The 21,316-nt window shown below is 49.7% G+C and carries 18 protein-coding genes; 4 read left to right on the forward strand and 14 right to left on the reverse strand.

Annotated elements, in window-relative coordinates; all coding sequences use genetic code 11:
* Nucleotide 1: 1 nt before the first annotated feature.
* From apaG to LHL18_RS07570, 5 genes are read right to left on the reverse strand one after another with little or no spacing between them, the layout of a single operon-like run.
* Nucleotides 2-379 carry a Co2+/Mg2+ efflux protein ApaG gene (gene apaG, locus LHL18_RS07550; protein ID WP_226766443.1) on the reverse strand — a complete coding sequence of 126 codons (378 nt, stop codon included), beginning with the start codon at nucleotides 377-379 and terminating at the stop codon, nucleotides 2-4.
* Nucleotides 376-1,188, reverse strand: a complete 813-nt coding sequence (gene rsmA / locus LHL18_RS07555; protein ID WP_226766444.1) for a 16S rRNA (adenine(1518)-N(6)/adenine(1519)-N(6))-dimethyltransferase RsmA — start codon at nucleotides 1,186-1,188, stop codon at nucleotides 376-378. Before rsmA ends, apaG begins: the two co-directional genes overlap by 4 nt.
* Nucleotides 1,181-2,176 carry a 4-hydroxythreonine-4-phosphate dehydrogenase PdxA gene (gene pdxA / locus LHL18_RS07560; RefSeq protein WP_226766445.1) on the reverse strand — a complete coding sequence of 332 codons (996 nt, stop codon included), beginning with the start codon at nucleotides 2,174-2,176 and terminating at the stop codon, nucleotides 1,181-1,183. Before pdxA ends, rsmA begins: the two co-directional genes overlap by 8 nt.
* Nucleotides 2,177-3,466: a peptidylprolyl isomerase SurA gene (gene surA, locus LHL18_RS07565; RefSeq protein ID WP_134052650.1), complete on the reverse strand. Its 1,290-nt coding sequence runs from the start codon at nucleotides 3,464-3,466 to the stop codon at nucleotides 2,177-2,179.
* A gap of 11 nt (nucleotides 3,467-3,477) precedes the next feature.
* Nucleotides 3,478-5,739, reverse strand: coding sequence for an LPS-assembly protein LptD (locus tag LHL18_RS07570; RefSeq protein ID WP_134052648.1), 2,262 nt, complete (start codon nucleotides 5,737-5,739; stop codon nucleotides 3,478-3,480).
* Between the two features lie 153 nt (nucleotides 5,740-5,892).
* On the opposite strand from LHL18_RS07570, the gene djlA reads away from it, so the two are divergent.
* Entirely contained in the window at nucleotides 5,893-6,717 is an 825-nt protein-coding gene (djlA, locus tag LHL18_RS07575; protein ID WP_226766446.1) for a co-chaperone DjlA, read from the forward strand.
* A gap of 1 nt (nucleotide 6,718) precedes the next feature.
* Here djlA and LHL18_RS07580 read toward each other — a convergent pair whose 3' ends face one another.
* The 5 genes from LHL18_RS07580 to rapA form a co-directional block, all read right to left on the reverse strand.
* A complete protein-coding gene (locus LHL18_RS07580; RefSeq protein ID WP_134052646.1) occupies nucleotides 6,719-7,495 on the reverse strand; it encodes a DUF3530 family protein in 777 nt (258 codons plus the stop codon).
* A 53-nt stretch (nucleotides 7,496-7,548) separates the two neighbouring features.
* Nucleotides 7,549-7,887: a hypothetical protein gene (locus tag LHL18_RS07585; protein ID WP_226766447.1), complete on the reverse strand. Its 339-nt coding sequence runs from the start codon at nucleotides 7,885-7,887 to the stop codon at nucleotides 7,549-7,551.
* Nucleotides 7,888-8,096: 209 nt separating this feature from the next.
* Entirely contained in the window at nucleotides 8,097-9,185 is a 1,089-nt protein-coding gene (locus LHL18_RS07590; protein WP_226766448.1) for an OmpA family protein, read from the reverse strand.
* 162 nt (nucleotides 9,186-9,347) lie between these two features.
* Nucleotides 9,348-10,001, reverse strand: a complete 654-nt coding sequence (locus tag LHL18_RS07595; protein ID WP_226766449.1) for a pseudouridine synthase — start codon at nucleotides 9,999-10,001, stop codon at nucleotides 9,348-9,350.
* Between the two features lie 2 nt (nucleotides 10,002-10,003).
* Nucleotides 10,004-12,913, reverse strand: a complete 2,910-nt coding sequence (gene rapA, locus LHL18_RS07600; RefSeq protein WP_226766450.1) for an RNA polymerase-associated protein RapA — start codon at nucleotides 12,911-12,913, stop codon at nucleotides 10,004-10,006.
* Nucleotides 12,914-13,154: 241 nt separating this feature from the next.
* Between rapA and LHL18_RS07605 the strand changes: the two genes are divergently transcribed.
* Both LHL18_RS07605 and LHL18_RS07610 read left to right on the forward strand, forming a co-directional pair.
* The gene (locus LHL18_RS07605; RefSeq protein WP_226766451.1) at nucleotides 13,155-14,546 is read left to right on the forward strand and encodes a PhoH family protein; all 1,392 of its coding nucleotides are present in this window, start codon (nucleotides 13,155-13,157) and stop codon (nucleotides 14,544-14,546) included.
* Nucleotides 14,547-14,650: 104 nt separating this feature from the next.
* The gene (locus LHL18_RS07610) at nucleotides 14,651-15,709 is read left to right on the forward strand and encodes a hypothetical protein (RefSeq protein ID WP_226766452.1); all 1,059 of its coding nucleotides are present in this window, start codon (nucleotides 14,651-14,653) and stop codon (nucleotides 15,707-15,709) included.
* Here the strand turns inward: LHL18_RS07610 and LHL18_RS07615 are convergent.
* Together LHL18_RS07615 and LHL18_RS07620 are read right to left on the reverse strand one after the other, a co-directional pair.
* Complete coding sequence (locus tag LHL18_RS07615; protein WP_226766453.1) at nucleotides 15,701-16,621, reverse strand: hypothetical protein; 921 nt, start codon at nucleotides 16,619-16,621, stop codon at nucleotides 15,701-15,703. The genes LHL18_RS07610 and LHL18_RS07615 overlap by 9 nt on opposite strands.
* Entirely contained in the window at nucleotides 16,622-17,290 is a 669-nt protein-coding gene (locus tag LHL18_RS07620) for a choice-of-anchor H family protein (protein WP_226766454.1), read from the reverse strand. It lies immediately after the preceding gene.
* Nucleotides 17,291-17,375: 85 nt separating this feature from the next.
* Here LHL18_RS07620 and LHL18_RS07625 point away from each other — a divergent pair, with 85 nt between their 5' ends.
* On the forward strand, nucleotides 17,376-18,230 hold the full coding sequence (locus tag LHL18_RS07625; RefSeq protein WP_226766455.1) for an RluA family pseudouridine synthase: 855 nt from the start codon (nucleotides 17,376-17,378) through the stop codon (nucleotides 18,228-18,230).
* Here LHL18_RS07625 and LHL18_RS07630 read toward each other — a convergent pair.
* Nucleotides 18,218-20,242, reverse strand: coding sequence for a tetratricopeptide repeat protein (locus tag LHL18_RS07630; protein ID WP_226766456.1), 2,025 nt, complete (start codon nucleotides 20,240-20,242; stop codon nucleotides 18,218-18,220). The two genes, LHL18_RS07625 and LHL18_RS07630, sit on opposite strands and share 13 nt — an antisense overlap.
* Before the next feature lie 60 nt (nucleotides 20,243-20,302).
* Nucleotides 20,303-21,253, reverse strand: a complete 951-nt coding sequence (locus tag LHL18_RS07635) for a D-2-hydroxyacid dehydrogenase (RefSeq protein WP_226766457.1) — start codon at nucleotides 21,251-21,253, stop codon at nucleotides 20,303-20,305.
* Between the last annotated feature and the right edge of the window lie 63 nt (nucleotides 21,254-21,316).

Consider the following 21,316-nt stretch of genomic DNA (forward strand, 5'->3'; position numbering starts at 1 on the left):
GTCAGTTAAGGATATTTGGCATGGCCAGGCGGAACAATGGTATGGCTGCATGAAACCGTTCTTGCTGACCGGTTTGCATTTCGTAGTGACCTTGCATAGTGCCTACCGGTGTTTCAAGCACAGCACCGCTGGTATATTGATAGCTGCTGCCGGGTGCAAGAGTAGGTTGTTCTCCTACCACGCCATCGCCTTCAACTTCAGTCTGCTTGCCGTTAGCATCGGTAATGAGCCAATAGCGTCTTAGCAGTTGCACAGATTCTTCGCTGTGATTACGAATGGTAATGGTGTAGGCGAAGACATAACGCTGTGCGGCAGGATCAGATTGGGCGGCGATGTAAAAGGTTTCTACTTCAACCGGTACATTAAAATGCGATGTCATGCAGTTGACTCTTGCTGGTGCAGCCATTGGGCTACTTTAATAAAATCTTCCACACTAAGCTGCTCTGGCCGTGTGCCTGGATTTAATCCAAGTTGTTCCAGTTGTTCTGCTGTTGCGAAGTTACTGAAGCAATTACGGATAGTTTTCCTGCGCTGATTAAATGCTTCCAGACAAACTCTGTTAAGCACTTCTGCTGGCACGGGGGCCCGTTCGGCAATAGCTTTAGGCAGTAAACGGACAACTGCAGAGTCTACTTTTGGTGCTGGTTTAAAGGCCCCCGGGCCAACTTCTACAACGGGCATGGCATGACAGTAGTACTGCGTCATAATGCTGAGCCTGCCAAATGCTTTGCTGCCATGAGTTGCCGTCATACGCTGCACAACCTCTTTTTGCAGCATAAAATGCATATTTTCGATCTGATCAGCATACTGAAACAAATGAAATAACAAAGGCGTAGAAATATTGTACGGCAAATTACCGAAAACTTTTAGTTTCTGACCCGGTTTAACCAGGCTGGTGAAGTCAAACTTCATCGCATCAGCCTGATGAATCGTCAACTTACTTGCCAGCACAGGGTGATGTTGCAAGCGTTCAGCTAAATCACGGTCAAGCTCAACGACGGTTAAATGCCCGGCAGCCTCTGCTACCGGTTCAGTTAGTGCGCCAAGCCCCGGACCTATTTCTACCAATATATCTGTCGGTTTAGGCGCAATAGCTTTAACTATACGCCCGATAACTTGGGGGTCGTGCAGGAAATTCTGGCCAAAGCGCTTACGGGCGCGGTGGCCTTGGTGTACGTTATCAGTCATGTAAATTCGTCGTTTTAGCGGCTAAAGAGATAGCCTGATTTACTGCATGGAATAAACTACCGGCGTCAGCTTTGCCTGTGCCTGCAAGGTCAAGCGCTGTGCCGTGATCAACAGAGGTTCGGATCAGCGGTAAACCCAGGCTGATGTTTACAGAGCGGCCAAATCCCATATGTTTCAACACCGGCAAGCCCTGGTCATGATACATCGCCAGTACGGCATCAGCATCATCGAGGTATTTAGGTTGAAACAAAGTATCTGCCGGCAGAGGGCCAATTAACTGCATGCCGCTGGCGCGCAATTGCTCGAGCGTTGGAATAATAATATCTAATTCTTCGCGGCCAAGATGGCCATCTTCACCCGCATGCGGGTTTAGCCCGCAGACGTAAATTTTGGGGTTAGCAATGGCGAATTTCTGCTGTAAGTCCTGATGCAGTATAGTCAGGACTTTGGTCAGTCTTTCTGCTGTGATCGCTTTGGCAACATAAGCCAGAGGAATATGCGTGGTAGCAAGGGCTACCCGTAGTCCTTCGGTAGCGAGCATCATAACGACGTAAGGTGTATTAGACTGCAGGGCAAAAAACTCTGTATGTCCGCTAAATGGAATACCGGCTTTATTGATTATGCCTTTGTGCACAGGGCCCGTTACTATCGCAGCAAACTCACCGCTAATAGATTTCTCGCCAGCAAAGCTAAGTGTGTTGACTACATAGTTACTGTTAGCCGCATTTAGCTGACCTGCCACAACTGCCTCTTCCAACGGGAAGTCGGCTAGCGTAAGTGTGCCAGCCGCTTGCGGCTTTGCGGTCGCTGTTTCGTCATACGGCAGTAACTGCAACGGAAGCTGCAACTGCGCAGCCCGCTGTTCAAGCAAAGAAGCATTAGCACAAACCACCAGTTCAGCTGGCCAGTCTTGCTGGGCCAGCTTTATCACCAGATCCGGTCCTATGCCTGCAGGCTCACCTGGCGTTATACCAATACGCAGCGTCATTTAGTTATCCGCCAGTACTTCAATATGCGCTTCTGAGCGCAGTTCACGCAGGAAGTTGCTTGCTTCTTCGTTATAGCGCCGGTTAAAGATCATGCGGTAAACCTGCTCACGTTTTTTATCGGCTGTTGCATCGACAGTACGCTTATCCAGCACCTGTGCAATATGCCAACCGTGCTCAGTGCGAAATGGCTCGCTGATCTCATTAATTTCCAGCCGGTTCAGGGTATCACGGAAAGCCGGTACAAACACTGTAGGCTCACTCCAGCCCAGATCGCCACCATTGAGCTTCGAGCCCGGATCTTCAGAGTGCTGTTTCGCCAGTTCAGCGAAATCGGCTTCTCCGGCCCGAACTTTGGCGGCAAAGTCGGCCAGCATAGTACGGGCACGTTCTTCACTTAGAATGATCGACGGTTTAATCAGAATATGCCGCGATTTCACTTCGTTAATTGCAGCGACGTTTTCACCACGAATGTCAAAAATAGTCAGAATATGAAAGCCTGCACCTGAACGCAGAGGCCCGACAATATCCGTTTTTTTCCGGCCGCGGATGGCTTCGGAAAACAGTGTTGGCATCTCGTTGATGTTCATCCAGCCTAAATCACCACCTTCCAGTGCGTTGGCGCCGGATGATGATGCGATAGCAATACGTTTGAAATCGCTACCGTCGCGCAAAAGCTGCATGACTTTGTCTGCCCGATCTTTGGCTTCACTAATGTCTTCTGCACTGGCCTGGCTTGGTATCGCAATTAAAATGTGACCAATATTGTACTGTTCGTTGCTGGCACCTTGTTCTTCCATCATCTTAAGTACGCTGTCTATTTCCTGCGGGCTGATATAGATGCGTCGCTGTACGTTGGCCCGGACAACTTCGCCGGTGATCATTTCGTCACGTAAACGTTCGCGAAAACGTTCGTAGTTGCCCTCTTCAGCGATGACTTGCTGACGGAACTGCTCCAACGACAACTTTTCATCCTGAGCAATGTTACGGATTGTATCATCGAGCTGCGCGTCGCTGATTTGCATACCCATACGTTGGGCCAACTGCAGCTGCAGATTAGTAAGAATTAACCGCTCGGTTGCCTGAGTACGCAGTGCTGCATCAGAGGGTAATGTCTGGCCTTGTGCCTGGGCGTTGCGTTTAACCCGTTCAACGATATCGGTAACATCACTTTCTAACACGACGCTGTTATCCACTATGACCGCAACGCTGTCTATTTCACGTTCAGCAGCATTACTGCCAAAGCCGACACAGCACAGCAGTGCTGCAGAGATAAGTTGTGATAACTTCATAAATTCCTACATCAATTAGTTAGTAAGTATGGCCGGCGGTAGCTGAAAATGCCGTTCGATAGCATATCGGTTACACCGAAGCCGGCACTGTCGCCAAAGCCTTTGAGAACAAATTGTATACCAATGCTACTGTCCAGCTGGCTGGCTTGGGTAACATTACCTATTGGTAACTCAAGATCGGTCAGGATCTGACGTTTTGCTATTATTCGGACTGCCCAGCAACATGATTCATATTGCATGCCTATGCTGGCGTCTATCATACGATGATTTGTCAGATCACGATAGTAACTGCCTACTAACTGCCAGTTATCGCTGACAGGCACAGTTCCAAGCACGCCAAGCTGCTGAATTTCCAATCCTGAGACTGCACGGCTGTATCTATGGTTCAACTGAAACATGCTTTTATCGCTGGCCCGGTAATCCAGAGATACACTGCTTTTCATGATTTCGTCACTGTCGACATCGTACTGAACGGCTGAGCTGAAATACCATTTGCGGTACCAGTGCCAGATAAGTTCTGCTGCCAGCATTGACTCTGCAGAGCTCAAATCATCCGTTTCGTCATCTTGTATTGTCGGGTCTGACAAGAAGAAGATTTGGCCAAGGCTAAAGCGGAACAGCTCGTTGTCGACATTATCATAAAAGCGGCTGGTCCAGCCTACTGTGACCTGATTGGCTTCGTTAATGCGATCCAGGCCGGAATAACGGTTGATACGGAATAAACCATAATAGTCATCTTGAAGGCGGGTGGTATCGTACAGGCCGATATTGCTCTGATCACGGTAGGGGATATACAGATATTGAATTTGCGGTTCAAAAGTCTGCAGTGCCGGTTCGCCAAACCAGTCATACTCACGCTCAAAATTCAGCCTTGAGTGCAGCCGTAGTTTGGGTAACGTACGGGTAACGGATGAATCAACTGCAAAAGCGTCGTCGGCAGCATTTTGCTGGTAGTAGGTATACAGCATACTGGCTTCTGCTGTCAGTTCAAATGCAGGCGTGACAAAAGGCAGTGTAATGGTTGGTTCAACATGCATACGGTCTGCATAATTAATGCTGGCTTCATCATTACGAAAATGCGCGTACTGTGCCTGCCAGGAGAAGTTCACGTAAGGCAAAATCGTGATCGGCTTTGCCGCAGACAGACTAAGTTCCGGCAAGGCACTATAAGCTTTGTTGTAATTACCCAGAATTTCAAATCCCTGCAGCCTGAGTTGTGAATGCACCTGTTCGCCGTAATAGCTCAGCGCCGCCTCGCGCAGCAATTGGGTATCGCTTTGGTTATTATAATCTGAACCCAGATCCGTCAGGTAGGCATCATCGCTTACGTCAGTAAAATCTACATAAGCGCGTAGTTCGGGGGTAAAATCACTCAGATGGCTCAGGTGCCCCAGGTAGCGCGCGCCGAAGCCATCCGGCTTTTCATTATCTGAGCCCAGATATTCCAGCTGCAGGTTGCCCTGCTGCGTTTCAGTCAGGTAGCGCAACTCTGATTTTATTTGAGCACCGCGTTTACTCATATAACGCGGCGTAAGGGTCATATCATAGTTAGGTGCCAGATTCAGGTAATAAGGCAGCTCAAATTCAACGCCTAACTTTTGCGAACTACCAAATTTGGGTAATAATAAACCGCTGCGGCGTTGTTCATTTACCGGGAAGGTGATGTAGGGCAAGTACAGTACCGGGATTTCTTTAATTTTAAAGATGGCGTGACGCGCCTCTCCCCAGCCTTCATCTGCTTCGATATTGATCTCACTGGCATGCAGCGCCCAGCTGTTGTCGCTGACAGGGCAGGTTGTAAACAGGGCCTGATCGAGCAGAACCTGCTGCTCTGACGCGGTCAGGTGCTCGGCATAACCACGTCCGGCCTGGGTCAAAAAGCGGTAGCTGGCATCATCCAGCCTGGCATTATTTTGTTGCATATCCGCACTGAAACGGCTGCCACTGACCTGTAAGGTACCGTTAAAATAGTCCAGGCCACCATCAGCTGTCATGGTTTGCGAAATACTGCTAAACGATGCTCTTGGCGCCAGCAGCAAGGTATCGCGATAACTAATCTCGACATTACCGTTAAACTGAGCGTTTTGGTTATCACTAAGTGCTACAGAATCTGACGCAATGCTAATAGTTGGATCCGCCGCATTCAGGCTGGCCAGTGCAGCCGGCTGCTGTACCGGGATATAACATACTTCAGCGGGAGCTGCCTCGGCGTATGCGATTGTGCAGGCTGCGACAGCCGGAAGAAAAAAACACACAGCTAACCCATGCTTCATGCAGTACTCTTGCCTTACTTTTGTTTTCATTGCTTTTATTGACAGCGGACTCGCTATGATAAATCAATTTTAGAAATCCTGCTAATCCGATATAGTGCTGATGGTATTCTGCAGCGCAGTTGATGTGCGGCGATCGGTTTACTGTGCAAACGAATGAAGGGTGACGCTGTGTGGGGTAAAATACTTGGTGCGCTGTTTGGTCTGGCTTTATTGAAGCTGCCGGGGTTATTGCTTGGTATTCTGATAGGGCACTGGTTTGATCGGGCTTTCAGGTTGCAGTTTGAGCAAAATGGCGGCTTTAGCGCCTTGTTCAGAGATAATACTGACGAACAGGGATTATTCCGTTACACCACTTTCGCCACTATGGGGCACATTGCAAAAGCAACAGGTGTTGTCACTTCTTCCCATATTCAACAGGCTACTGTGTTCATGGATCAGCTGGGGCTCGATAGCAGTCAGCAACGCGAAGCCCAGGCCGCATTTCGTGATGGCAAAGCGGTTAATTTTCCACTGCGCCAGCAACTGCAGCAGTTTTACCACACCTACAGGCGTCGTAAAGACGTATTGCAGTTATTTCTGGAGATCCAACTCAGCATCGCCAATGTTAACGGCAATATGACTACCGCTCAGTACGGGCTGCTGCAGCAGGTTGCCGGTTATCTGAATTTCAGTGCTGCACAGCTGGATATGCTGTTGCAGGCTTATCAGGCGCAAAGCCGTTTTTCGTCCAGATCAAACCAACGACACAGTACCGGACAAGCTAGTCTTGCCGATGCTTATCAGCTGTTGGGGGTGAGTCAGGACGTTTCCGATACAGCGTTGAAAAAGGCTTACCGTAAACTGATGGCACAGCACCATCCCGATAAGCTGATGGCACAAGGGGTGCCCGCCGAAATGTTAGATGTGGCTAAAAAGCGGACGCAGGATATACAGGCTGCTTATGAACTGCTGCGCCAAAAGCGCAGTGGAAAAGCGTAAACTACAGCCCAACTGAGCTTAGCCAGCCGTATATCTCCTGGAATACCCATTGTTGGGTATCTGCATTGTAACCTGAACCATTTATAAGACGTTGACGGTAAACGGCTTTCAGATGCTTGTTAGCCAACTGTTTTCTGTACCGCAGTTGGCCGAGTACCATGCGGTTATCCTGACCAGTGCTTATGTCCAATGTTGGTACCTGATGTGTAGCCAGCGCTTTGGCAAAATCCTGGTTTAGCGCTCTCTCAGGCAAATAAGCACCCAACATGATAAAGGCCGCCGGTTCAGTTAGCTGTGCGTTGGCAAATAGCTGATTCAACAGTGCGGCACTGCTACCCTGCGCTATAACAATAGTCACGCCGCTGTGCTGCTCAGCCTGTTGCTGAGCAGCAGCTAAACGTTCACGCAGGCTTTGCTGATAAGCTTGTAAGGTGTCAGCAGTCAGTTCAACAGGCAGTGAAGGCGGCATCAGTGCTAAAGTATACCAGCCGTAATCAGTTAGCTGCTGACGCAACAGGTTAATATATTTGGGGCTTGCTGGGTGCTCGCTCGCATCGGGCAATAAGATGACAGTACCCTTGGTGTAGCTTGTCATGTTCTCGCGCTGTAGCAGCATAAATTCCTGCTGCTGTGCGGTTAGCTGCAGAATCTCATCGGCGGGCAACTGGCGCAGCAAATCTGCATTAGCGTTTTGCTCAACGGATGTTGAGGCGTTTACCGTGACAGCCCACAGCAGAATTGTGAATAAAATAGTGCTGCTGACAAAACTGCGCCGCATAACAAAACCTTTAAAAGATAGTTAATCAGGTATCGGCGGCTAGCGGCACAGCTTTAGGGATTATTCGCAGCTACTGTCGTGGCAATCACATATTTGTGAAACGTATATAAAATCTGCGATTTGTAATTAAATTTAATATAGCCCGCCTTATGCTCCAGCTTAGCTACATTGGGAGCATGCGGCAGAATAAAACAATATTTGGTGGGCTTGATTTCTACCAGTGCCTTAGCCATTTCCTGCAGCTGCTCATTCTCGGCCAGACGGGCAATCTCTGCTTCAGTGTTGCAGACATGGGAGTTTTCGCTTAGTGAGACTAAGACAGGTTGTTGTGCCGCAGCGGTATAACTGCACAGCAGCGCTGCAATGCCAAACAGGCTAAGTGATTTAAACATAGTGCACTCCACCCTGTTAAACTAATGCGTTGTCCCTATGACGGTCTAACAGGTGCTTGATACAGAAGATGGCAAATACCCGCTCATCGGTCAAGCATGCTAGCACAGCTTATTTCAATGGTGCAGCAGAAAATATCACTTGCGCAGCGAAAAAAGAAAAAGTCGCTGATAATCAGCGACTTTTTTTAACAAGAGATAACCAGTTAAGTTTAACGCAGTACCGGTTCTTTAATCTTCGCAGTGACCTTAGCTTCAATACGCTGGTTAGCCCGGTGCGCTGCGCGGGTGTTGCCCTCAACACGTGGACGGGTTACACCGTAACCGATAGCAGTGATGCGTGACGGGTCGATATTAAAATCTTTCTTCAGCATATCTGCCACAGAGTTAGCACGGCGCTCAGATAAACGCATGTTGTAATCCGGGTTACCGATGTTAGACGCGTGACCTTCAATCAGTACAGTAGATTCTGGGAAGCGCTGCATAAAGGCACCTAAGCCCTCAACGTCGGATATTTTATCTGCCGGTATGGTGGCAGAATCGAACGGGAAGCGGACTTCGATGTCGATGTCACCCACTGAGGCCATTTTCTCTTCGTAAATCGTACAACCGGTAGCATCAACCTTGTGGTTTGCCGGTGTGTTAGCACACTTGTCTGCGCTATCCACTACACCGTCAGCGTCAGTATCTGCAGGTGCAACCGGTTGTACAGGCGCAACCGGAGCTGGCGCCGGAGCCGGTTTTGGTGCAGGCGCTGCTGACGCTGAACCAAATACATAGGTCAGACCCACTTTAACACCCGCATCAGCATAAGTTTCATCTATACCCTGATAGCGGTTAGCTTCGGCAAATAAAGCGAAATTCTGATTGAAGAAATGTTTATAACCGATACCAACATTGAAGGCAGTAGTGTCCTGCACGGCGTCAAAGCGTTTTAAACCACCTACCAGATAAACGGATGGTAGCTGTGATATATGATACATAGCATCAAGACCGATACGATTGCCGTCAGCATCAGAACCGTCCAGTTTTGACTGCAGGTCAAGTTTAGCGAATTCAAGACGTAGGGCCCATTGCTCTGTCAGGTAATAACCCAGTTCAACACCATAGCCCCAATCTTTCTCCATATAATTCCATTCAGCGGACTCTGTTTTATCTAGATCCGGCATATAGTATTCACCGAACAAAGAACCAAACACTCGTTCTTTTAAATCAGCTGAACTTACAGTGTCCGCCATTACTGCGCTGCTCAGTAGCGGGAATGCGGCTGCTACTGCTAAAAATGTTTTGTTAAGTTTCATCCATTTCTCCTTAAACTCACCTGAGTATTAAATGCAGATTATTTAAAATTATTTGAACTTAATATAAAAAATAGTAGTTCTGAATCAGTTAGCAACACTATGTGATAGATGTTATCTGACTAACATGAACCTTGGGTTAATATAATAATGATTTTATTCTGATTAAAACGGGCAGGGCGCAAAGCACACTATTGGGTGTGCACTATCAGGATGATTAAACTCCAGCCGTTCTGCATGTAACAATAAACGCGGGGCGGCAAGAAAGTCGGCTTCAGCGGCATAAAACTTGTCGCCCAAAATCGGGTGTCCAAGCCATTGCAAATGCACTCTTAGCTGATGAGACCGCCCTGTAATGGGTGTCAGCTTTAGCCTGCTGTGATCAGCGCTACGTTGCAATACCTGATAATGGGTCAGGGACGCTTTACCATATTGGTAACACACTTTCTGCTTTGGCCGGTTCGGCCAGTCACAAATTAATGGCAGGTCGATGCTGCCGGTGTCAGCGCTGACGAGTCCGGCAACGTTGGCAATATAATGCTTTTTTGTTTCCCGCTGTTGGAATTGCCGGTTAAGCTCGCGCTGGCTATCGGCATTCAGTGCCATCACCACAACCCCTGAGGTTGCCATGTCCAACCGGTGCACAACACGCACACCCGGCCAGACCAGACGAGCCCGGTATTCCAGGCTGTCTTTATGCTCCGGCGCCTTCCCCGGCACCGTGAGTAAACCACTGGGCTTATTAAACACCACTACAGCATCATCCTGATACAAAATATCCAGATAGGGTGACTGCGGTGGCGTATAACTAAGCAACATCGTTAGTCATGGCTCACAACAATCAACCGTATCGCGTCCAGTTTTAATCGAGCCTTGCCGATAAACTCTGTCAGCTGTTGCTGCTGCGTGTTCAGCATATCTATCTCTTCCTGCCGTACCGAAGGATTAAATTTACGCAGTGCCACCAATCGCTCCTGCTGCGCATCAAGGCTGTCGGCAGCGCGTTTTTGGGCATTCGCTATGATGCGTTCCAGCTCTGTCTCAGCCTGCGACGTGGCTTTGGCGATCAGCGGATGCACCAGATTTTGCAGGGCGCTGGCCAATTTACTGCCTGTCTGGCGGCCAATAGGTTTGAGCTGCTTATTCAGCTGGTCAAAACTGACATTGGCTGACAGGTTATTGCCGTTTTTATCCAGCAGTAAACGCACAGGTGTGGCAGGCAGGTAACGGCTCAACTGCAGCACTGGCGGCGCGCTGGCTTCAGCAATAAAGTTCAGTTCAAGCAGGTAACTGCCGGCAGGTAAAGCTTTATTGGCTAATATGGCTACGGAGCTGCTGCCATGTGGCTCATTGGTCAGAATGTCCAAAGTGCCCCGCACCATCGGATGATCCCAGGTTAATAGCTGAATGTCTTCTTCTGCCAGTGCGGTAGCACGATCAAAGGTCACGGTAACCCCCTCATCGCCCAAGCCGGGGTAGCTGCTGCAATGCATATGCTCAGACTGAGTCAGGATAATGCTGGTGTCGCTGCGGTCTTCCTGATTGATCCCCAGCATATCCCAAGCCTTAAGCATCAGCATCGGCAAAGCTGTGCCGTTGTCTTGCTGTTCCAGCTGCACCGCCAGTTGTTTGGCGACATTGCCACCACCAGAGTTTATTTCCAGCAGTTGATCACGGCCTTGTTCCAGTTTCAGTTTCAGGCTTTCGTTCAGCTCCCGGGTGGCTTTAAGCAGTTGGGCCAGTGCAGTTGCATCCGTTGTGGTTTGCGCCAGTAGTGGTAATAAATCGGCGGCGAAATGTTCATACACAGTGCGGCCGGTCTGGCAGGTATGCTCCAGTGCGTTAAGCCCCTGATGATACCAGCTGAGCAGCACTTGCTGGCTGTGATCAGCAAAATAAGGTAAATGAATAGCGATATCTTCGCGTTGACCAATCCGATCGAGCCGGCCGATACGCTGCTCCAGCAAATCCGGGTTCAATGGCAGGTCAAATAGCACCAGATGATGGGCAAACTGAAAATTACGGCCCTCACTGCCTATTTCGGAACACAGCAGCAGTTGAGCACTGTAGTCTTCCTGCGCAAAATAGGCTGCGGCTTTATCACGTTCCAGTATGCTCATGCCTTCATGGAACACCGCCGCTCTTATACCTTCACGTACCCGTACCGCTTCTTCCAGCGCAATAGCCGTTTCTGCGCGGGCGCAAATCAGCAGGAATTTTTCGTGCTTATGTTGTTTCAACAGTTGCAGCAGGTGATCAACCCGCGGGTCGAATTGCCACCAGTCATTATTCGCCCCAAGTTGCTGAAATACCTGCTCTGGGAATAAGTTTGCACTGATCCGTTCTGCCTCTGACAGGGCAGGGTTAAGGCTAAAATGCACTTTAAGCGCATTTTGGTACTGCTCGGGTAACGGCAAGGCGGCCAGATGAGCGTGACGTTTTGGAAAGCCTTTGACACTGGCGCGGCTGTTGCGAAACAGGATCCGGCCTGTTCCGTGACGATCCAGCAACTGTGACAGCAATTGCTGGCGCAGCGCTGCGTGCTCGCTTGTTGCTGACGCATCGCTCAACTGTGCCAGTTCACTGCTGATATCGGTTTCGCTCAATGCCTGACGCAGTGCCAGGGCTTCTTCGGCAGTCAGCGGGCGCTGCTCTAATAAAGGTTTCGCAATTGCGGCAATATGCTGATAACTCTGCTCTTCTTTAAGAAATTCCTGATAGTTATGAAAACGGGCCGGGTCCAGCAGTTTTAACCGGGCAAAATGGCTTTCATGACCCAACTGATCCGGGGTTGCCGTCAGCAGAATGACACCTGCCGTGTTAGCAGAGAGCTCGCTGATACGCTGATATTCTTCACTTGGGGTTTGTTCATTCCACTGTAAATGATGTGCTTCATCCACCACCAGTAAGTCCCAGTGCGTGCCGACAGCTAATTCATGCCAGCGCGGATGGTTTTTTAAGAACGCCAGGCTGCACAGCACCAGTTGTTCGGTTTCAAACGGGTTGGCGTTGTCCAGTAACGACTGTTCGCAGCGCTCTTGGTCAAATACAGAGAAATGCAGATTAAAGCGACGCAGCATTTCTACCAGCCACTGGTGCTGCAGAGATTCTGGCACCACTATCAGCACCCTGCTGGCTAAACCACTTATCAGCTGCTGATGGATAATAAAGCCGGCTTCAATGGTTTTACCCAGACCCACTTCGTCGGCCAGCAGTACTCTTGGCGCGTGCCGTTTGGCGACTTCGTTGGCAATGTGCAGCTGATGCGGAATTAAACTTACCCGCGGGCCTGATAAACCACGTAATGGGTTTTGCTGTTGCTCGTGCAGATGTTGCCAAGCCTGATAACGCAGGGTAAACCAGTCAAAGCGGTCTATCTGGCCAGCAAACAGACGATCCTGTGGCTGATTGAAACTGATAAAGTGATCTAAAAAGGTTTCCCTCAGCTCAACGTAGCTGTCGTCATCCAGCCGGGTACCGCAATACACTAAGGTGTCATGCTGGGTTTTTATCGCGCTGATAAGCAATTTAAAGCCATCAGCACTGGCAACTTCATCGCCGACGTTAAATTGCACCCTGGTCAACGGTGCCTCTGCCTGCGCATAGAGGCGGGTCTCGCCACTGGCCGGAAACAGCAATGTCAGATGACGCCCTTCCAGCGCAACAATAGTGCCTAAACCTAAATCGGATTCTGTGTCGCTAATCCAGCGTTGTCCCAGCGCAAACTTCATTTGGTAACCTATCAGCTAAAACGGGGGCGCTATGGTACTAGGAATCAGTCCGTGCTGCATCTGAATTTGTGTCTGTAATAGCGCTGATTTGTCATTAAACTGACATAGCCCGGCGTCACATTATTGATGTATCTGAACCAGCTGCATATTTTGTAATTGGCTCAGACAAACTCCGGCAGTTGCACTATGCTTGTTTTATGACACAGGTAAGTGGCCTGGGTCAGGCGAAGAGGAGAGCCGTATGGCGCGAAGAAAAAGTAAAGAAAAGAAAATCTACGTTCTCGACACAAACATCCTGCTACACGAACCTTTTGCCTTCCTAAACTTCCAAGAACATGACGTTGTTATCCCGATGACGGTATTGGAAGAACTTGACCATATCAAAGATCGGAATAAGGATGTTAGCCGCGATGCCAGGGTTGCTATTCGTGCATTAGAGGATGTATTAAAAGACGCCTCGCCGGACCAAATGTTACAAGGGGTGCCAGTGCCCCGGCAAGGTGAGCAGAAACAGGGTGGCCACCTTATTATTGTTAATGATCATCATATTACTGATGAAATCCCCGGCTTGCCCGGCGGTGAGAATGACCATCTGATTATCAATACCGCGTTATATCTGCAAAAAGAAAAAAGCCCGACCAAAGTTATTCTGGTCACCAAAGACATAAATATGCGCCTTAAAGCTAAAGGTGCCGGATTAAAGTTGGTAGAGGATTACCGAACTGACCAGCTGATTGATGATGTGCGTTTTCTGTACAAAGGCTATTACAAATTCAGCGGCGATTTCTGGAGCCAGGTTGGTGAATGCCGCAGTGAAAATGAGGGCCGGGAAACTTATCACTATGTCAATCGCAGCGTGTTACCCAATGCTTATATTAATGAATATCTGATTGATGAGGCTGAAGGCTTTGCCGGCAAAGTGGTCGCGATCACTGATAAAGAAATTCGTATTCTGGATTTTGGCTACGAGCGTCTGATGCACCGCCATGCCTGGGGTATACACCCTAAAAATGTTTATCAGGCGATGGCGATGCAGGCGCTGATGGATCCCAATATCGATCTGGTTGTACTGACTGGCCCTGCAGGTTGCGGTAAAACACTGATTGCGCTGGCAGCCGCACTGGAGCTGGTGATTGAAAAAGGTATGTATGACAAAGTGATTGTTACCCGTAATACACCGGAAATTGCTGAATCAATAGGCTTTTTACCGGGCACTGAAGAAGAGAAAATGGCGCCCTGGCTGGCGGCAATTACTGACTCGCTTGAAGTACTGCATAAAACCGATGAACACCCGCACGCCAGCGTTAACTACATTATGGAAAAGGCCAATATTCAGTTTAAGTCGGTCAATTTTATGCGTGGCCGGAGTATCCAGAATGCTATCGTGATTCTGGACGAGTGTCAGAACTTAAGTGCTGCACAGCTGAAAACCATTATCACGCGCTGTGGCGAGGGCACTAAACTGATTTGCTCGGGCAACTTGTCGCAAATTGACAGTAACTATCTGACAGCCGTTACGTCGGGTTTAACATACATTGTTGAACGGTTTAAGAACTTTGAAGGCAGCGCGACTATTAATCTGAACGGTGTAGTGCGCAGCCGGTTGGCCTCTTTTGCCGAAACAAATTTATAACAAATAGGTTGAAATTAAAGCCTGGTTGACTAATGATGCAGTTCAACTAGGCTTTTTGTTTTATATTTCTACGTCAGTCCACCCGGACATGCAAAAGGAGTTGCATGAAAAATCCACTTTATATTGAATACCGGCGCAGTACCTTGCTAGGTATTATTTTGGTATTACTGTTATCAGCCTTGGGCGCCGTTGTACATTATGTTCGCAGCCTTGACGATAATGTTGTGCAAACAAAATTCCGCCTCAGTACAGTTGGTAATCAGCTCGACAGTGAATTTACTCCCGTGCTGGCCTTTATGGAGGCTGTGCGCCGCGCTTCATTACTGAAGATGAGTTTACCGGCAGTAGAGACAGACGAATCCTTGTTATTGCTGCAGCTTAGCGATGGCCGCGATAGCCAGGTGGCAATCACCGCACCTGACGAAGGGGTTGATGCCGAGCTGTTGATGTTGTGGCGCCTGCAGCCATATTTTGAGTTAGCCACTGAAACCCAGCCACATCTGGTTGGCATGTATTATTTCTCTGAACAGGGTTTTGCCTTTAACGGGCAGGCGAAATGGTCTGACTATATCGTTGATCACCTGCTGCTGTGGTATCAAAAAAATATGCCCGAACCGGCTTATGAGCGCGGGCAAATATTCTTTACGGAGTTTCTGCCCGGGCAGGCAGCAGTGATGTTGCCGTTATACGCTGAGGAAAGGAAATTAGGCCATTTTGTTTTTGCGCTGGCATTAGAGCCTTTGTTGGCACCGGTGTACCAGCAGCACAGCGATGCAGATTTCGTGCTGCTGGATCAATCCGGTCAGCTTATCAACAGTTCTCTGGCCCGGCCGCCGCAAGATATTGACCAGCACGTCCTGCAGATCCAGCGGCTTAATACTATGCCCTGGTCGCTGGGGTTGCTGGAGCAGAAAACCAGTTTGTTTGCATCCGGCCTGAAAGAGTTTATCTGGCACTGGTTCAGCTATGCCGTGTTACTCGGTTTATTGCTGGTGGCAATGCAGTACCGTTACCGGCTGCGTACGCTGACTTCTTTTAGCCGCTTGCTGGTGCATATTGAACGGTTGTCACAGGGCAGGTCTCAGGGCGTACGCCGTATCCCGTTTGGCTGGCAGGAAGTGTTTGAACGGATAAGCCGCTTAAAGCAACCGCCGTCACAATAGCTGATAACCAAACTGTCCACTGCCTGTATAGATCTGATACTCCGGGTTAATCTGGCCCGGAGTCAGCAAAGCCGGCCCGGTAGCATCAACCAGCAGGTAGTCACGGCCTTCTATGTTGACGGTCATATCTTCCGGCGTCACCTGTAGTTGCACTGCCAGTACAGCATGTTGTGGCAGGTAGACCATCGCCAGTTTGACATCAGGTAGCAACATCCTGAGCAAGGCCGCCAGTAATACGGCTTTGCTATCGCAATCGCCGCGGTTCTCCTGCAGTAATTTAAGCGGTGGATTAAAACTGGCACCGGATGAGCGCTGGCGGTCCGATAAGTCCTGATAGGGGATCTGTTGTATCCATGCGCTCAGCGTCAGTAACGCCTGTCGGGTCGGCACATTAGCCAGCTTGCCGTGCCATGCAGTGGCTACAGGCAGCAGGTCCTGCAGACTGTCCTGCATAATACGCGCATGATCCGGAATAATCGCCCGTGCATTCCAAGGCAAATCCTGCACATAATAATATTGCTGCTGCAGGTAAAAGGCTGTGCGCTCTGATATCAGTTGCTGCAGTTCGGTATCGACCTTGTCCAGCAGATGACTATCGGCCACCAGCAGTTTGTAATGCAAGGCGTCTTTGCCGGGTAGCCGTTGCAGCCGTGCGCCAGGATATTGGGCGACATGGGCACGCAGATCCCGCCACAGGTATTGCTGTAACAGTGCCGGTTTCAGGGCGCGGAACTGACGGAAGTGTGAATTCAGAATACTGTTATCGATACTGAAGCTCAGTTGTTGCGGGTAACCGGCAAGGTCAAACTGGTAGCTAAAAAGCCATTGCTGTGCCGATGGCTGCAACGTCAGTCGTAACGGTGCAGCCTGACACAGCGGCGTTAGCAGTAACAGACAAAGTAGCAGTCTCATTCAACTCCGGATGATTTTCAGACGTAAACGTTGATATAGCACCAAGCATAATGCCAGCAGCGCCAGGATACCAGTTGAACCTGCGGATACTTCGACTGATGAGCTGTGTTCGTGATAGCTATCGCGGCCATAATCTTCCAGTGGAATATAATCCAGACTGTTGTCATCAAAGCCGGAAATCTCCGCCAGCAGGTAACCGGTCTGTGCATCAAACAAACGTATCGTCAGCAGGTAATCATCGGCAGCGAAATGCTGGTCCAACACAGTGTCCACCGCCAGCCAGTCATTGCTGCTTTCAGCAAACAGTTCAAATACACTACTGGTGTAATACAGCCGCTCAGCACCGTAAGTTGGTAACAAGGTAAATTCGGCAAATACCTGCTGATAGGCTAACGATGTATCTGCGTCAAATTCCACTTCGAGCCGGTGATAATAACCATTACTGTTAATATCGCCACTCAGATATATATCTACGCTGTGAAACCAGACATGGCTCTGGTAGGCCTGTGTCACTACGCTGTTTAGTTTGCTGCTTTGTCTGGCTTCCAGTTGTGCTGGCGCGGCGGTGCTGAATGTCTCAACACTTTTGCTATCGTTAGCTATAGCACTACTTAGTGGAATGATTGCCAGTAACAGGCAGTTTAACAGCCCCAGTCTGATGTTTTTCATAACCGATTCTCCGTTTGCTTTGTTACTATTACAGGCTGGCGGCATGAATTTTGGCTGAACTTCAACGTAAAGGATGTGTAAAGCAATGAAACTGGTACGTACTTTGGTGGCACGGGAAGGCATTAATGCCATTGATTTACTCAGCCAGCAGGTGCCTGAGCTATCTAAAGGCCGGCTGAAAGATGCCATGGCGAAGGGCGCTGTACTACTAAGCGTTAAACCGCAGAAGCGTTTGCGCCGTGCACAGACTATGTTGCACAGCGGCCAGCAGCTGCAGTTGCATTATGATGACGATATTCTGCAGCGCAGTTGCGCCGGTGCTCTGCTGATAAGTGATCAGCAGCAATACAGTATCTGGTTTAAACCTGCCGGTATGTTGTCGCAGGGCAACGAATGGGGTGACCATCTGTCGCTGCTGCGCGCAGCCGAGCAGCACTTTGCCGCTAAACGTCAGGTATTTCTGCTGCACCGTCTGGACCGTGAAGCCAGTGGCCTGGTTATGCTGGCACACAGTAAACAAGCTGCCGGCGCGATTAGTAAGCTGATTGCAGAACACCAAGTCAGTAAACAGTACCTGATCCGCGTGAAGGGCCAATTAACAGCAGCGCTGCTGCAACAGGGCGCGATCACAACACCGCTTGATGGCAAAGCCTGCCTGACCCGGTTTTCTCTGCGTAACTATGACAATGACACTGAGCAAAGCTGGCTTGATATTGAACTGATTAGTGGTCGTAAACACCAGATCCGCCGCCACTTTGCCGGCATCGGTCACCCGGTAATGGGCGACCCGCAGTATGGGAAAAATAATAAAGACGCATCAGGCCTGGCCTTACAGGCCGTTAGCCTGAGCTTTACCTGCCCCAGAGCGCGAAAAATGGTGCGCTATGTATTGCCGCCGGAGTTGCTGCTGACTGCAGACCCTGCAGCTCAGGCCAGTTGATCGGCGACAGTCGCTGGCAACACAGTGTTGTTGCAGGTCAGTTCAATACCACCAAGCCGGATGGCATTGAGCAAATCCTGTCTGACCATATTGCTGCGCCATTCGCATGCTCTGTGCTGCCTGCTGTGCAATGCCATCAAGCGAGGTTGACGACGATCAGTTGATGGCCCGCCACACAGGGCCAGACTCAGCCATAGCGCTTCACGCAGGGCGTTAATCTCTTTGGTTAGCCAGGGGCTTTCCAGCAAGTCTGATACCGGTAGTTGCAAACTGATAAGCTGTGCAGTTGCCAGAGTCTCAGGCAGCAATTGTTGCAACTGCCCGGCCAGTGTTTGCTGCTTTGTGTTGTCCTCAGCCTCTGATTGTACGGCAAGCCACAGCACATCATCATATAAACAGCTGGCAAACACGGTCGTGGATAACTGTTGCTGAAACTGCTGTAACACAGCTTGCAGTTGCTGTTCACCGTGTTGCATTTTCAATTGCAGGCTATTATCGAGCCCATAGGCCAAAATGCTGATATTGGTTTTAGCCGAGTGCTGTTGTAAGCGCAGACAAAAACTGTTCCAGTGGCTTTGCTGCTGTGGTTCGCTGCGCGCTTTGCTATTACGGCGTAATATTGCCGCAGCTACCAGCAAGGCTGCTGCCAGCAACATGCAAAGCGCTGCCAGAATATAGATGTACAATAACTGACGTTTATTCTGGTCTGTTACTGTATTGACAGCGATATCGGCAACCGGCTCTGTTTTGGCCTGCTGCAACCCCTGATTGATTAAATCCAGCTGCAACTTACTTTGTTCCGCCAGTTGCTCAAAGCGTAAAGTATTGGCCTGCTGGCTGTTCTGATATGCCTGTACCCAATCTCCCTGGCCGGCAAACAGCCTGGCAGACAGGTCATGAAAGCGATAGCGCAGGTAAGCGGCCGCCTGTGGCATTTGCGGCGCAATTTCCTGCAGTAATTGGCCTGATTGCGCATGTTGCTGGCGTTGCAGCAGTAAATCGGCCAGTGCCAGGCTGGTTTCCTGCAGATAGGTTTGTACCTGTTGTTGCCGGAATAATTGCAGCGCATCATTAAAATACTGTAGGGCCAGTTCTTCATGTTGCTGCACCACCGCCAGCCTGCCCAGCCCCAGCGTGACGATGCCAACCCGTAATAAATCGTTCTGTTCATGCGCCAGTTTCAGTGCTTCATCCAGATAAGCTGCCGCCTCAGCAGCGGTCTGGTTATCTTCCAGATAGGTCTCAGCGATATAGATAAGCGTATAGGTATAACTGGATTGACGCTGCAGATGTTGGTAACGCTGTTTGGCTTCGAGTAAATGTTGCAGAGCCTGGCTGTGGTATTCGATCTTACGGTATGCCATACCAAGGCGAAGGTGGATTGATGCCAACGCATCGTCGTCCTGCAGTTGGGTTGCCAGCACCAGAGCACTATTCAGCTGCTGATAAGCCTGGCTATAGGCATTGTTCTGCAGCATTAGTCTGCCAAGCGTAATGCGGGCCTTCAGTTCTGCCTCGGGTTGCTGTTGCCTGACTGCCAGCGCCAGACTGCGCTCGGCATAAGGCAAAGCCTGCGGAATATTGCCCAATTGATTATAGGCCTGAGCGAAATTCTGCAGCACATCACTGTATAGCGCCAGGCTGGCTGCATCTTCAGCGTGTTGTAGCAGGTGTTCAGCCCGTTCCAGCTGTGTAATGGCAATCACGGTATCTCTGTATAAAATACCGTAAATCTGTGCTTTTAGCAGGTAGGCATAAGCCTGCAGGTAAGGCTTGTGGCTAACGTCAAGTACATGGCTGACGGCATCCATAGCGGCATCTTTATTGCGCAGCCGCAGCTGGGCCTCGGTCAATACCAGCCAGTCTTCTGCTGTTAAGCTATCGGCAGGGCGGGATAGTAACTGATTGCTGATTTGCTCCGCGCTATCTGAAGCCTCGACCATACGCGATGACAGCGGTTCAGCCTGTGCAGTAAAACCACATAGCAGCAATATTAAGATAATCACAGGCATATTATGGGCATGCATATATTAGTATTTTCTTCGCAGTGTAGCCGGTATTGCAGGCAGAGCCTATACCCGGTTTAGTACTTTACCGCTGATAAAAGCCTCAATATTCTGTTTTAACTGCACTACCATGCGCTGTCGTGCTTCTGCGCTGGCCCAGGCCATATGCGGCGTAATGATCAGATTTGGCAGTGCTGCGCTTAGCAGTATGTGATCAGCAGGTGGCGGCTCCTGTGATAATACATCCAGCGCAGCACCGCCCAGCTGGCCATTTTGCAGCACGCGTAAAAGTGCGGCTTCGTCAATCAGCCCTCCGCGTGCGGTATTGATTAGCAAGGCGCCGGGTTTTACTGCTGCCAACACCTGCTGATTAAACAGTTTTTCTGTTTGCGCGTTCAGCGGACAATGCAGTGAAATCACATCTGCCTGCGACAGCGCTGATAAAAATGGCACCCTGCCGCTACGGCAACTGGTGGCATCCGGCTGTTCAGCAACGATAATCTGCATACCAAAAGCCTGTGCCAGCTGTGCGCTGGCCTGACCCAAAGCACCGTAACCGACAACGACAAAGTTTTTGCCAGCCAGTTCTGTGACTGGATAATCCAGCAGACAAAAGTGTTTACTCTGGCTCCAGAGGCCGTTTGCTACGGCCCGATGATACTGTGATATTTTGTTGGTCAGTTGCAGCAGCAGGGCGATAACGTGTTGTGGCACTGCCGTATTGGCATAACCCCTGACATTACACACACTGATGCCAAGCCGGGCGGCGGCATCAAGGTCGACATTATTGACGCCGGTGGCAGCGATACAAATCAGTTTTAAATTTGGTAACTGCTGCAGTATGGCGGCGCTCAGTTGTACTTTATTGACAATGGCAATACTGGCTTGCGCCAGCCGGCTTACTATGTCTTCGGTTGGCGTATATTCAAAACACTGCAGGGCGATCTCGCCGTCTGCTAACACCGATAAATCTGCGTCACCCATTGAGCCTGCGTCGAGAAAAACGATGTTGTGCATAAAAGCCCCTGCGCTTTAAAGTATCTGTATCGGAAAATGGCGTGTTATAACAGCGCTTTGCCG

Origin of the sequence: Rheinheimera aquimaris (assembly GCF_020531985.1) — a bacterium.
In the GTDB taxonomy this organism is placed as follows: domain Bacteria; phylum Pseudomonadota; class Gammaproteobacteria; order Enterobacterales; family Alteromonadaceae; genus Alishewanella; species Alishewanella aquimaris.

Coding starts and splice junctions, on each gene's coding strand:
- apaG (WP_226766443.1), bottom strand. CDS start 379: ATGACATCGCATTTTAATGTACCGGTTGAAGTAGAAACCTTTTACATC.
- rsmA (WP_226766444.1), bottom strand. CDS start 1,188: ATGACTGATAACGTACACCAAGGCCACCGCGCCCGTAAGCGCTTTGGC.
- pdxA (WP_226766445.1), bottom strand. CDS start 2,176: ATGACGCTGCGTATTGGTATAACGCCAGGTGAGCCTGCAGGCATAGGA.
- surA (WP_134052650.1), bottom strand. CDS start 3,466: ATGAAGTTATCACAACTTATCTCTGCAGCACTGCTGTGCTGTGTCGGC.
- LHL18_RS07570 (WP_134052648.1), bottom strand. CDS start 5,739: ATGAAGCATGGGTTAGCTGTGTGTTTTTTTCTTCCGGCTGTCGCAGCC.
- djlA (WP_226766446.1), top strand. CDS start 5,893: ATGAAGGGTGACGCTGTGTGGGGTAAAATACTTGGTGCGCTGTTTGGT.
- LHL18_RS07580 (WP_134052646.1), bottom strand. CDS start 7,495: ATGCGGCGCAGTTTTGTCAGCAGCACTATTTTATTCACAATTCTGCTG.
- LHL18_RS07585 (WP_226766447.1), bottom strand. CDS start 7,887: ATGTTTAAATCACTTAGCCTGTTTGGCATTGCAGCGCTGCTGTGCAGT.
- LHL18_RS07590 (WP_226766448.1), bottom strand. CDS start 9,185: ATGAAACTTAACAAAACATTTTTAGCAGTAGCAGCCGCATTCCCGCTA.
- LHL18_RS07595 (WP_226766449.1), bottom strand. CDS start 10,001: ATGTTGCTTAGTTATACGCCACCGCAGTCACCCTATCTGGATATTTTG.
- rapA (WP_226766450.1), bottom strand. CDS start 12,913: ATGAAGTTTGCGCTGGGACAACGCTGGATTAGCGACACAGAATCCGAT.
- LHL18_RS07605 (WP_226766451.1), top strand. CDS start 13,155: ATGGCGCGAAGAAAAAGTAAAGAAAAGAAAATCTACGTTCTCGACACA.
- LHL18_RS07610 (WP_226766452.1), top strand. CDS start 14,651: ATGAAAAATCCACTTTATATTGAATACCGGCGCAGTACCTTGCTAGGT.
- LHL18_RS07615 (WP_226766453.1), bottom strand. CDS start 16,621: ATGAGACTGCTACTTTGTCTGTTACTGCTAACGCCGCTGTGTCAGGCT.
- LHL18_RS07620 (WP_226766454.1), bottom strand. CDS start 17,290: ATGAAAAACATCAGACTGGGGCTGTTAAACTGCCTGTTACTGGCAATC.
- LHL18_RS07625 (WP_226766455.1), top strand. CDS start 17,376: ATGAAACTGGTACGTACTTTGGTGGCACGGGAAGGCATTAATGCCATT.
- LHL18_RS07630 (WP_226766456.1), bottom strand. CDS start 20,242: ATGCCTGTGATTATCTTAATATTGCTGCTATGTGGTTTTACTGCACAG.
- LHL18_RS07635 (WP_226766457.1), bottom strand. CDS start 21,253: ATGCACAACATCGTTTTTCTCGACGCAGGCTCAATGGGTGACGCAGAT.